Genomic DNA, 13476 nt, shown 5'->3' with positions numbered 1-13476 from the left:
TCCACTCGGATTCTCAGCTCCATGGCTAGCAATTACCTCCCTCTCGACGAAGCCGCTCGCATCCTCGGTGTTCAGCCTGATCAACTGGTGGAAATGCGTTCGCAGGGGCAATTGCGGGGATTCCGTGATGGCACCAGCTGGAAATTTCCTCAAGAAGAGATCGATCGACTAAAGGAAGAGTTGGGTAGCGAAGGCAGCGACATCGGTGTCGGCAGCGATTTCGGCAGCGACATCAGTCTCGGTAGCGATCCCAATTTAGGCAGCGACATCAGCCTCGGCAGCGACGTGGCCTTGGTTGCCCGTCAGGGAGATGATGGCAGCGACGTTTCGGTCGTCGCCAACAGTTCGGAATCGATTCAGCCACCCGCTGCGAAAGCGGGTTCCGCCGAGCCGTCACTGGCTGACGATGACGACGATGAATTGGTGCTACAGGAGGATGGTTCGGATGCTTTGAATTTAGGCAACGAACCGACTGACGGCTCGACCGGCCCGGGAATTGGTAGCGATTTACACAGCCCCAACGACTCCAACGTGGACGTCCTCAGCGACATCGATTTGGCGAGCATCTCCAAAGGTGACGGCACGGGCGACTTGATCCGCGGCGACAGCGATCCCGATTTGGCGCTCAGCAGTGGAGTCGACGACGCACTCGACAGCGATGACGACTTGGTGATCGCCGACGATGACGACGACTTGGTCTTGGCGGGTGGTGGCAGTGACATTTCGATTGCCGGAGATAGCGGCATCAATTTGATGAGCCCATCGGACAGCGGGCTGTCGTTGGAGAGCGAGCCCTTGGACTTGGCCGGTTCCAGCATTTCCGCTCTGGATTTGGGTGGAGCCGGAGTCGATTCCCCATCATCCGGCGGCAGCGGCTCGTTGGTCGACTTTCAAGCGGATGAAGAATTTCAGCTTTCCCCATCGAGCGTTGGCGATCCCGATGACGACAGCGGTTCACAAGTCATCGAAGTCGAAGACTCGGCCGCTTTTGTCGAGGAAGTTGACTTTGGGGATGACGCGGCAGCCGTTGGCGTGATGGAAGGCGAGGCCTTTGCCGACAGCGGCATGTTGGAAGGTGACGCGCTCGTCGCCGAAGATGCCATCGAAGAAGACATGGGGCTGCAACCGAGCGGCGGCGGCGGAGCACCGGCGATGGTCCCCGCTTACGAGACTCCGTTCTCGATCTGGCAGGTGTTGGCGCTCGCGGGCATTCTGCTGCTGATGAGTCTGGGCGGTATGCTGATGACCGACTTGGTCCGCAATCTGTGGGCTCACACGGGTGAGACAGCACCGGTCAGTTCGCTGACAAACGCCTTGATCAGCATGTTCGGATTTGATAGTTAACCAGCTGACTACCGCGACACTCCCCATTTTCACGTTGGACCGGCGATGGATTGCCGAGTTGCACGACGACTGAACAGCACTCTGTGCCTGCTGGTTTTGATCTCCAGCACCGCGGGCTGCAGTCTCTTTGGGAACAACAAACTGGCCCAGTATGCGGCCGACAACGAGCGGTTGATCAGTGATTATCGAGCCGAGCGGGATCGAGCTGCGCAACTGGAGTTGCAAAATCGGGCACTGACTGGCCGGATTGCCGCCTTGGAAGGTCGCTTGGCGGCGATCGCCGACGCGGTGCAAGAGCCCGAATTCCGGCCAGCGTCGAGTGGTCGCCAAACCCCGGCCCCAGCCGACCCCTCTGCCACCTCGCAGCCCACTCCCCGCATCCCGGCAGCCCCCGCGGAACCTGCCAGCAGCGACTGGCGTCGCAGCGGCTTGTGATTGAGACCATCAGCGGTTTTGGCGCTAGCCACCGTTTTGTTTCGGCACAAAACGGGAACCGCGGCTAACGCCATTGCGGCTAACGGGAACCGCATGCCCCATAAAAACCGCCTCACAACCGAGCTGGACGAAACTCCGGGTACAATTTACGCACCAAAGTCGTTTAAGCTGCGTAACTGTCGCAGGGAAGTTGGCTTTCCAGATTTGATTTCGCAGCCTAGCATTTCAAGATGAAATGCATCCCCACCCCCCACCTATCTGCTGCTCGCGAGTACACTGAGCTGGGTCCTAACCGACCAGCCCAACCGATCCGGCACCTCAACAACATCATGAAGACTTCCCAAGTGGAACAATCCAACCCGCCAGCCCCGGTCGCTGCATCATTAGTGATCGCTTCGCCACCGCTGGCTCCCGCTTCGCTGTCGGCCGCTTCTATGCTGGTCTCTCGTCCGTTCCGCTGGCTGATTGGTTTCGCTGCCTTGCTGTTGCTTGTCGGCTGTGGCGAGGAACCCGAGATCGTCCAGTATGACTTCGACCCCCGCCCGCCGGCCGAACTGCGTGACGAGAAACGGATGTTGGGCGCGATCATTCCGTGGGAAGATCGAGTTTGGTTTGTCAAGCTGCAGGCCGACGTGGACCAAGTGGAGGGCGTGGACGACCAACTGCGACAATGGGTCAGCGAATTACAATTTATCGACAAGGAACCGGTCTTCAATTTGCCGGAGGGTTGGCAACAACGGCCTGGCGGGACGATGCGGTTTGCCACGCTGGAGATTCCGGCCGAGCCATTGCCCTTGGAGGTCAGCGTCTCGTTTCTGAGCAAGTCTGAAGATTGGAACGAACAAGTGGCGATGAACGTCAACCGCTGGCGAGGCCAATTGGGGCTGGCACCTGTGGAAACGGAATTTGCTGGGGCCGAGGTCTTGGAGGATGTGAGCGCGAACCCTGAAGAGCCAGCGATTTGGGTTGATATCACTGGAGAACCGTCTGCCGCACCTTCGATGGACCCCTCGATGTTGGGCGGTGCTGCGCCGCCCATGGGAAGTCCGGCTGCGGGTGGTCCACCGGCAGCTGCCGCTCCGGCAGCCACCGGCGAGCGGCTGAGTTATGATGCGCCCAGCGATTGGCAGCCGGCTCGCGTCTCCTCAATGCGGTTGGCCGCTTTTCAGATGGGGCCCGAGGATCGCAGAGCGGAAATCACGGTCATCCCCGCCGGCGGCGATGTGCGTGGTAATGTGGAGCGATGGATTGGACAAATTCGCTCACAAGCTGTGGATCCAGCGGAGGTTGATACGGTTATCTCAGCAGCCCAAAAGTTAGTTGTCGATGGCCGTGAGAGTCAGCGGTTTATCATCCAGGGTGACGGCGAACCGGCGCAAAGCATCGACGGCACCGTCGTGCCGCTGGAAGAGGGTTTTCATTTATTCATCAAGGCCACCGGGGATTCGCAAACGATTTCCCAGCAAGCCGCCAGCATCGAACAGTTTCTCAACTCTTTAAAGATCAATTTGTGATGGCAACTGCAAACGTCAACACTTGGGACAATGCTGCCGGTGAGCGAGCTTCACTCCGTTCTGCCGAACGGGCGACCATGCAAGTGCTCAAGCTTTGTGGCTCGTTGAAGGTCACGGTGACATTGTTCGCGCTCTCGATGGTGCTGGTCTTGGTGGGCACGCTGGCCCAAGAAGACTTGAACATGGTGGAGGTTAAAGCTCGCTACTTTACCTCCTGGATCGCCATGATGCGGTTGGAAGACTTTGTTCCTCAAGCCTTCGTGCGGCACGATCCGATTCCGGGTGAGATTCCCTTTCCCGGCGGTGCGTTGATTGGTTTATTGTTGATGGTGAACTTGGTCGCCGCCAAAGTCACTCGCTTTCACGTTCGCGCCAGCGCCGGCCGCCTGGCCTTGGGTGCCAGCATTTTCGCTTTTGGCATCTTGCTGTGTTACGGAGTCGTCGCTTGGGGCAATTCCGAAGGCGTGCAAGGCGAACCACCGATCAGTTACAAGACCCTCTGGAGCGGCCTGGTCGCTGGCATGGCGGTCCTCTGGCTGACCGCATTGTTTGAAGCATTCAAAGCCAAACGCTTTGGCTGGCGACTGATTTGGATCGCCATCGCCCTCGCCTTTGGTGGACTCGGCGTGGCTTCGTTGCTGGGCATCTTTTCGATGTCGGCCAGCAGCCTGCGGATCACTTGGCAGCTGATCGAAGGGACCATCGTCGCCACCGTGCTGCTCGTCGGCAGCCGCATCATGTTCGGTGCTCAAGGAGCCAATTTGCTGCTTCACTTTGGCGTCGCCTTGTTGATGCTGGGACAGTTCATCTTTGGCGATACGCAGCTCGAACAACGATTATCACTCGTGGAAGGCCAATCGACCAACACACTGGTCAACATGGATCACGTCGAGTTGGCTTTCATCGAGACTTTGGCCGATGGCAAACAACGCATCACGGTCATTCCGGAGAGCAAACTTAAGCTAGCCTTTGAGCAAGAACAATTGCTCAAGGATGATCGGTTGCCCGTCGACCTGCGCGTGCTTTCATTTTTTGATAACAGCGATTTAACCAAGCCGTCGGAAGACAACTTGGCCACCAAGGGCACGGGGCTGGAAGTCATCGCCAAGGAGATTCCGAAAGCGGGCGGGACCAACAGCGAAGTCGATTTAGCCTCCGCCTACGTGGAATTTCTCAGCAAGGAGAATGGCGAATCGTTGGGCGTGCACTTGGTTTCCCAAATCCTCAACGAACGAGCTTTCCTCAGCATCGGCGGCAAGGAAGATATGCCGGAAGAACTACTGCTCGGGGACAAGTCCTACCAATTGCAGTTGCGCTTTGAGCGAGTTCCCAAACCGTACTGGGTGCAGGTCAAGGATGTGCGTCGCGTCAATTACAGCGGCACGCAAACGCCACGCGATTACTCCTCGTTCATCAAGCTAGTCGATACCGAAACGGGCAACGTGGAAAACGCCCGCGTGTGGATGAATAATCCGCTGCGTTATCGGGGCGAAACCTTTTATCAATCCGACTATCAACAGTTGCCCGGCGGCAAGGAATTCACCTCGATTCAAGTCGTCCGCAACGCCGGTTGGATGATCCCCTACATCGCTTGCATGATTGTTGCCGTCGGCATGATTGCGCACTTTACCGGCACGCTGGACCGCTTCCTGGGGCGACGCGAGCGCGAACTGGCACGCAACACCGAGGTGGTGGCGGCGACGCCCGAGGAAGCGGGTGCCGCCACCAAACCAGTTGACAAATCAGCTGGTGGCCTCAAACATTTGTTGGCGGTCGGTTGGCTTCCGGCGCTGGCTGTTGGGCTCTCGCTGTTAGCCCTGATACCCTGGTCCACGGTGATGATGGCAATGCGTCCCGACACCCGCGAGACCACCATGGATACCTACCGGGCTGGTGAGATTCCGGTACGCTTCGGTGGTCGCGTGATGCCTTTAGACGCGTATGCGACGACCACCTTGCGGGCGATCAGCAATAAAACGTCGTTGCCTCTGAAGGCCGACAACGACGAAGTTCCTCCCGCCCCCTTGGCGATGGTGAAACGGGCTGGTGATGCCAAGAAACTGCCCGCCCTGAACTGGCTGTTCGAAGTTGCCAATGGCAGCCAAGATGTGCGCGATCTGCAAATGTTTCGCATCGATGCGGACGAAGTGCTGGCGCATTTCTCCTTGCAACGACGCCCCAGCAAGCTCTATTCACTCCAAGAGCTGATTCCCGGCTTGCAGGAGTTCGACAAAATTGTGCGGGAGGCGGCTGAAAAGGATGCGCTCGAACAAACATTTAAGGAGCGAAAGTTCCTGAAGTTAGCTTCGCGAATCAATGCATTTGAACAATTGAGCATTGCCTTTACCGATCCGTTCGCGGTGCTGCCGGCGATCCCGCCACAATTCGATCGTCCCGACTTGACCGCCGAACAGCGTCAACAGATTCAATTGATGGTGCTGCAGCAGCAGATGGAGCGATTGGAGACCGCGCCGGTTGCGGCTGTTGTGCCTCCCACCACGGAGACGACATCCGCCAGCATTGATACGCCTCCTTGGAAACCGCTCGCACCGGTCAAGTTCAACGATGTGATCGCCACCATTCGCGGCGAAGAACCAACGCCCGGAGCCAAGTCCTTCAGCAGCGTGGTCGAAGCGTATGCGGATGAGGACGCATCGGCGTTTAACAGCGCCGTGAATGCTCACTTGGAAATCATCGCCGAAGCGGCGCCACGCGACTACCACGCGCAGAGCGTCGGTCTCGAACGCTGGCTCGAAGCGGTGCACCCGACGGTAATTGCCTGCTTGCTATATGGCATCATGTTGCTGCTGGGGATCATCGCCTTGGCAGTTAATTCTCCGCTGCTCAAGTCCAGCGTCTGGGGAGGTCTGACTTGCGTCTTGGTCGTTCACACTTTGGTGTTGCTGGCTCGGATTTACATCACGGGTCGCGCCCCGGTCATCAATCTCTACTCGTCGGCCGTCTTCATCGGTTGGGCGACGGTCGTGTTTGGTTTGTTGTATGAACGCATTTTCCGCCAAGGGGTGGGTAACATCATTGCTTCCACAACCGGGATGTTAACCCTGATGGTCGCGTGGGCACTCAGCGATGGTGACACAATGCCAGTTTTACAAGCCGTGTTGGACACTCAGTTTTGGTTGGCTACTCACGTGATCACCGTCACGCTGGGCTATGCAGCCACATTTGCCGCCGGCGCATTGGGTATCGCCTACTTGTTTAGCTTGCTATTTACCGGCAAGACCACCACGCCACTGCTCCGCGATATTTATCGCATGACCTATAGCGCCACCTGTTTTGGGATTCTTTTCAGCTTTGTCGGCACGGTGCTCGGCGGGCTGTGGGCCGATGACAGCTGGGGACGATTCTGGGGTTGGGATCCAAAAGAAAATGGCGCCTTGTTGATCGTCATATGGAACGCATTGATGTTGCACGCTCGTTGGGACGGAATGGTCCGGGAACGAGGCTTTGCGATCCTTGCCATTGGCGGCAACATCGTCACCGCCTGGAGCTGGTTCGGCACGAACCAGCTGGGAATTGGTCTGCACAGCTACGGTTTTACCAGCGGTGCGCTAATGCTCTTGACGCTGTTCGCCCTCAGCCAATTGGCCGTGATGGGCATGGGGATCGCCATGGTGATCAGCAGCAACAAGCAATCCCCAACGAGCCCTGAAAAGGGCACCATGTAGAACGCTTGTCCCCAATCGTTTGCAGCATCAACTCGTTCGCCCCGCGGGCGCCTTCGTTTAAGTTAGCGCATTACTGATCAGCAACCAAACCCCAGACCCACCAGCGGTTCTCGCGTTGAGCCGAACTAATCACGTGCGACCAAACGGTGGCTAGCGCCAAAACCGCTAACAGTTTGTTGGCCACGGTTCCTTGGGCCGTCCTACCGACTTGCTTGTCCCGCCGACACGCCGGCGGCAAACTCCTCGACCATTTTGTCGCAGAACGCGGGTAGGTCTTCGGGCTGGCGGCTCGTCACCAGCCTTTGGTCGACAACACACTCGTGATCGAGCCAACGTCCACCGGCATTTTCAATGTCGGTTTTGAGACTCGGCCACGAGGTCAACTCGCAATCGCGGACCACGTCCGCTTCGACCAGCATCCAGGGGCCGTGACAGATCGCGGCGACCGGTTTTTGCTGTGCAAAGAATTCTCTCACAAACTCGACTGCCGGCTGACAGGTTCTCAGCTTGTCCGGATTTGCCACCCCGCCGGGCAGCACCAGCGCGTCGTAATCGCTGGCTGAAACCTCGTTGATTATTTTGTCAACGGGGAACACGTCAGCCCTCACGTCGTGATTCATTCCTTGAATTCCGCCTTCTTCGATACCGATCAAATCCACTTCGGCACCCGATTCTTTGGCCGCCAGCCAGGGCATCGTTAATTCAATCTGCTCGAAACCGTCAGTCGCCAAAAACGCGACTCGCTTTCCTTTCAATGGTAACTTGATCATCGTAAGCGTACCTCCTTCAAAAAGGGTCACTGCCAAAAAGGGTCACGGCTGACCTGCAGGCACTGAGCCCACGAGCGGGCGCTTTGACAACAGAATAAGGCGAACGATGATCGCTCGGGCAAAGCGTCCAGGCCAGTCCTGGGCAAACGCCGATTAGGTACAATTCGGATGCCAACCGAGTTGCCGCGGAAAAGCGGGAAGGCGAGGCGAAAGCGACCGAGATTTCGTTGACAGGAGCGCTGCGCAACCTTATCGTGAACAGAATGCCGTGTTCGACCACTTACGCTGACCGGGTTCTTCCCGCGGCGGTCGCCCCACGGTCCCGCCCGCTCGCCCTTCAGATAACTTTTACCGATCTGAACGAGCTACCTCCCGAAACCCGACTTCCCACCTTACATGGGTCAGCGGGGGGATTGGCGGTGTCATCCAGTTTGACGGTCTTGTAGTGAGGCCAAGTTTGACACCGGAGTTGCTATCGATGAGCGTTGTTTTTGGCCAATTCTTTCGTCCGGGTTCCGTTTGGACCACGAGCGTTCAGTCGTTCTGCCTCCTAGCCCTCGCGTTGCTGTCAGCTCCTGCCGTGGCGGCTGATGATGCCGGGGCTGCCGATGACAGTCCCGCGGATAATGAGGCCGGTCCCGCGGTCGCGACGATCAGTTTCGAGCGAGACATCCAACCGATATTTGCCAAAAATTGCCTTGGTTGCCACCAGCCGGCGCGGGCCCGCGGTGAGTACGTGATGACGCAGTTTGACAGTCTGCTCGGCGGCGGCGAAACCGGCGAAGCGGCCATTGTGCCCGGTCAGCCCGAGGCCAGTCATTTGCTGAGCGTGATCACGCCGGTCGACGGTGTTGCTGAAATGCCGCAAGACGCCGAACCGCTGCACCCGACCGAAATCGACCTGATCCGCCGCTGGATCGCTGCCGGAGCCGAAAACGACTCCGCTGCCGAGAGCGGGCCAGTATACACTGCCGATAACCCACCGGTCTATCGCCGGTTGCCCACGATCACCTCTTTGGTCGCTTCCCCCAAAGACGACCTACTAGCCGTTGCCGGGTTCCACGAAGTGCTGTTGCTCAGCAGCCAAGATGGCTCCATCCAAGGCCGACTGGTCGGCATGAGCCAGCGGATCGAGTCAATTCGTTTCAGCCCCACCGGCGACCGTTTGGCGGCTGTCGGTGGACAACCTGGGCGGGGCGGCGAAGTGCAAATTTGGGACGTGGCCGCACGCGAATTATTGCTCTCCGTTCCCTTTACGTTTGACACGCTGCGGGGTGTCAGTTGGTCACCGGACGGTTCTTTGGTTGCTTTCGGCGCTACCGACAACGCAATCCGCGCGATCGACGCGGTGACGGGCGAACAGAAGCTCTTCCAAGGAGCGCACGAGGACTGGGTGTTGGGCACGACCTTCACGGGTGACGGCAGCCACATCGTCTCCGTCGCTCGCGATATGACTTGTAAACTGACGGAGACCAGCACCGAACGGTTTATCGACAACATCACATCGATCACTCCCGGCGCGCTCAAGGGTGGTTTGTCCAGCGTCGTGACCTTGGCGGGTCGCGACGAAATACTTGTTGGCGGAGCCGATGGGACTGCGCAAATCTATCAAGTGTATCGTCAATCGGCTCGCAAAATCGGGGACAACGCCAACCTCCTGCGGACCTTGCCGACGTTGCCGGGGAGAATCTTTGCCGTCGATGCCCACGCCGCGTCCAAACGTCTCGCCGCCGTGGCAACCATTGATGGAAAATCGGAAGCCCGCGTCTGGAACGCTCGCCCCGAGGATGAGATTCCCGCCGACATTCAAGCCATCCAAAAGAAGCAGGCCAGCGATCGCAGTCCCGAAGAAAGAGCCAAGTCAGATGCTTTCTTCAGCCCCACCGTGGAACAATTGGCGATCCTGAATCTGGATGTCCCCGCTTACGCGCTGAGCTTCCTCAACAACGGTGAACTGGCGGTCGGGGGTGCGGATGGGATCGTCCGCATCGTCGGTCTCGATGGCCAGTTGCTGCGTGAATTCCCCATCGCTCCATTGGCCCCCGCCGAGCAAAGCGAACACCCACCCGTCTATGATCCAGCCCGCTGGCAACAATCGATCGCCGCACAACCAGCCCCCACGCAGAATGGCCCGACACAGAACGGCGATATTGAGTCGCTGAAGATCGAGTCGCTGGAGGTTTCACCGGCCGGAGCAATCCAGTTCGCCAGCCCCTTCGAGTACGTGCAACTGTTGGTCACGGCCACCCTGGCCGACGGCTCACGCGTCGACGTAACTCGCCTGGTTGATTACCAGCCATCCGAAAATTTGGTGGTGGCGGCCGACGGCCTTGTCCGCCCGCTGGCAGCCGGTGATGGCAAAATCGAGATCGCCCTGGCTGGACATGCCGCCACCTTGCCGGTGCAAACAGCCGCTTTCCAAACCAATCAAACGCCTGTCGACTACGTTCGTGACGTGAATCCGGTGATGTCAAGACTCGGTTGCAATCAGGGAACCTGCCATGGTGCCCAGAAAGGCAAAAACGGATTTCGCCTTTCGCTGCGAGGCTATGATCCGGTCTTTGACCTCCGCGCCTTGGCCGACGATTTGGCCGCGCGACGAGTTAACTTGGCTTCCCCCGGCGACAGCCTGATGCTGCTCAAAGCGCTCGGGCGAGTGCCTCACGAGGGCGGCGCGCTGATCGATGCCGGTTCGCCCTACCATGGCATCTTACAAAATTGGATTGACCAAGGTGCCGAGGTCGATTTCAGCAGTCAAAAAGCGACTCGCATCGAAATCTCGCCTGAAAACCCCGTCGTGCAACGAGCCGGTGCGAATCAACAGGTGCGGGTCATCGCTTTCTATGCTGACGGTCGACAACGTGACGTCACCCGCGAAGCTTACGTTGATAGCGGTAACACCGAAGTTGCCACCGCTTCCAAGACAGGCCTGCTGACCGCGGTCCGGCGTGGCGAAGCACCGTTGCTGGCGCGCTACGAAGGCAACTACGCAGCCAGTACGTTGACCGTGATGGGGGATCGCGATGAGTTTCAATGGCAAACCGTGGAAACTTATGGCCCGATCGACGAGTTGGTCGCTCAGAAATGGGAGCGGATGAAAATTTTGCCCTCAGAACTGTGCGACGACGCCACCTTCCTGCGAAGAGTCTACTTAGACTTGACCGGTTTACCCCCCACGGCCGATGAAGTCCGCCACTTCCTCGCTGACACCAGCCCCACACGGGCTAAGCGGCAAGCGCTCGTTGATAAATTGATCGGCAGCCCCGCCTTCGTCGATTACTGGGCCAACAAATGGGCCGATCTGTTGCAAGTGAACAGCAAATTCCTCGGTACAGAGGGAGCGACCGCGTTCCACAATTGGATCGAAACCGCGATTGCTGAAAATCGTCCCTATGATGAATTTGCCCAGCAGATTCTGACCAGCACTGGCAGCAACAAAGACAACCCGCCAGCCTCTTATTATAAGATTTTGCGGAATCCTGAAGACACCATGGAGAATACTACCCACTTGTTTTTGGGTGTCCGCTTTAATTGCAATAAATGTCACGACCATCCGTTCGAACGTTGGACGCAAGACCAATATTATGAGACGGCCGCTTTCTTTGCCCGCACTAAACTCAAGGCCGATCCAGCCTCCGGCGATAAACGCATCGGGGGCTCGGCGGTGGAGGGTGCTAAGCCGTTGTATGAAGAAGTCTATGATGCCGAGCAAGGACAAATCTCACATCCCAACACGAACCAACCGGTCGCGGCGGCCTTTCCTTATGATTGCGATTTCGAAGTCGCCGAAGATGCCAGCGATCGCGAGCGTCTGGCCGCTTGGATCACTTCGGCCGACAATCGATATTTTGCCCGCAGCTATGTCAACCGCGTCTGGGGCTACTTGCTCGGCGTCGGTCTGATTGAACCGATCGACGATATTCGCGCCGGTAATCCGCCCACCAATCCCGAACTGTTGGACTATCTGACCACGCAGTTCATCGAGAGCGAGTTTAATGTCCAACATCTGATGCGTCTGATCTGCAACAGTCGCACGTATCAATTGTCGGTCGCCACAAATCGCTGGAACGAAGACGACCAATTGAACTACAGTCACGCCACGCCGCGGCGGCTGCCGGCTGAAGTCTTATTCGATACGATCCACTTCGTCACCGGCTCGAAACCAACCATCCCCGGTGTGCCAGCCGGTACCCGCGCAAACCAATTGCCCGACGTGGGCGTGAAACCGAGCGATGGGTTCTTGGCGAACCTCGGACGTCCGGTACGCGAGTCGGCTTGCGAGTGCGAACGCAGCAGCGACCTGCAACTCGGGCCCGTAATGGCGCTGGTGGGAGGCCCCACGGTGGGTTCAGCCATTGCCGATACGGGGAATGAACTGACGCAAATCGTCAATCGACTCAGCGATGATGCGGAACTGGTCAATGAACTATTTCTGCGAATCGTGAATCGACCACCAAGCGAACCTGAGGTCGAAGCCTTCCTGCAAATGTTGCAAGCAATCGATCAAGACCACGCCGATCTCCAACAGCAATTGGCGGACCGTGAAGCGTGGTGGATCGAACGGTTGCCGGAGCTGCAACAAGCTCAGAGCGACGCTGTCGCGGAAGCCAAAGAGCGGCTGGTCGCGTTGCAAGCCGAACTGGCTCCGCAGCGAGAGCAGTTAGCCCAGCAGCGTGAAGCGCGGATCGCCGCGGCGCAGGCACATTTGGATTCGGTGCAAGCCAAATTGGGCGAGAACATTTCCGCGTGGGAACAACGCTTGCGAGAGTCGGCTGAATGGTTTCCGCTCCGCCCAGCGCAACTCTCCGCCAGCAACGGCGCGACCCTGCGCGTCCAACCCGACCGGGCGATTGTCGCTTCGGGAAATAAAGACAAAGGGACGTATGAGGTGGTCGTCGAAACGGGCCTGCAACAAATTACTGGCTTTCGGTTAGAAGCTCTGCCAGTTGCTGACATACCGGGTGGCGGCCCTGGTTTCCCACAAAATGGCAATTTTGTGCTGACCGAATTCGAAGTCTTCGCTCAACCGTTGACCGGTGAGGGCGAAGCGAAGCTGCTGAAGATTGCCTCGGGGAATGTCAGTTTCGCACAATCGGGTTTCTCGGCTGCGGCGGCCTTCGATGGTCAAACCCAAGACCAAGGGGGTTGGGCTGTCTCGCCCAGTGGCGGCACCGTTCACTGGGCCACTTTCCAATTGGCGGAACCGCTCAACATGCCGGCCGGAACACGTTTAACGTTTAAACTCCATCAGTATCACAACGCGGCCGAACACCGCTTGGCCCGCTTCCGACTGAGTGCCACGCAGGCCAGCGAGCCGATCACGTTGGGGCTGCCGGAATCGTTCGCCTCCGTGTTGACCATCCCGGCTGCCGAACGGAGTGAAGCCGACACGCAACCGTTGTTGGCTCACCTGAATTTGACCGATCCCGGCTTGCAAGATGCCCAAGCGAAACTAGCCGCGGCGCGGGCCGCGATCCCCGTCGATCCTCGCGTCACGAACCTGGAACGACAAATTGCCGAACTTGGCAAACCGATCGAAGTCGACGCCACGCTGCTGCGGCTGCGGGGCGATTTCGAACAGAGCAAAGCTCAATTGGCCAACCGTCGCTTGACCGCCGCGGAAGACTTGACATGGGCTTTGATCAACAGCCCCGCGTTTTTGTTCAACCATTAAGAAAGCGTTGGCACACTCGCGGTCTTTCTCACGATCACCAAATTGTCGATTCA

The 13476-nt window shown here is 58.1% G+C and carries 6 protein-coding genes; 5 read left to right on the top strand and 1 reads right to left on the bottom strand.

What is annotated here, in order from left to right; all coding sequences use genetic code 11:
- Positions 1-21: 21 nt before the first annotated feature.
- The 4 genes from SH139x_RS03920 to SH139x_RS03905 all read left to right on the top strand — a co-directional run bounded on the left by SH139x_RS03920 (position 22) and on the right by SH139x_RS03905 (position 6979).
- A complete protein-coding gene (locus tag SH139x_RS03920; protein ID WP_488353981.1) occupies positions 22-1344 on the top strand; it encodes a helix-turn-helix domain-containing protein in 1323 nt (440 codons plus the stop codon).
- Between the two features lie 45 nt (positions 1345-1389).
- On the top strand, positions 1390-1779 hold the full coding sequence (locus SH139x_RS03915; RefSeq protein WP_488353980.1) for a hypothetical protein: 390 nt from the start codon (positions 1390-1392) through the stop codon (positions 1777-1779).
- A 230-nt stretch (positions 1780-2009) separates the two neighbouring features.
- Positions 2010-3293 (top strand): hypothetical protein, encoded by a 1284-nt coding sequence (locus SH139x_RS03910; RefSeq protein WP_488353979.1) that lies wholly within the window; start codon positions 2010-2012, stop codon positions 3291-3293.
- Entirely contained in the window at positions 3293-6979 is a 3687-nt protein-coding gene (locus tag SH139x_RS03905; RefSeq protein WP_488353978.1) for a cytochrome c biogenesis protein, read from the top strand. Before SH139x_RS03910 ends, SH139x_RS03905 begins: the two co-directional genes overlap by 1 nt.
- Positions 6980-7179: 200 nt before the next feature.
- On the opposite strand, the gene SH139x_RS03900 is transcribed toward SH139x_RS03905, so the two are convergent.
- A complete protein-coding gene (locus SH139x_RS03900) occupies positions 7180-7749 on the bottom strand; it encodes a type 1 glutamine amidotransferase domain-containing protein (protein ID WP_488353977.1) in 570 nt (189 codons plus the stop codon).
- A gap of 478 nt (positions 7750-8227) precedes the next feature.
- Between SH139x_RS03900 and SH139x_RS03895 the strand changes: the two genes are divergently transcribed.
- Positions 8228-13423, top strand: coding sequence for a DUF1549 domain-containing protein (locus tag SH139x_RS03895; protein ID WP_488353976.1), 5196 nt, complete (start codon positions 8228-8230; stop codon positions 13421-13423).
- Positions 13424-13476: the final 53 nt, after the last annotated feature.

This window comes from Kothea flammea (assembly GCF_052161645.1).
Taxonomy (GTDB): Bacteria; Planctomycetota; Planctomycetia; order Pirellulales; family Pirellulaceae; genus Laterigemmans.
This window is presented reverse-complemented; position numbering and strand designations above follow the sequence as displayed.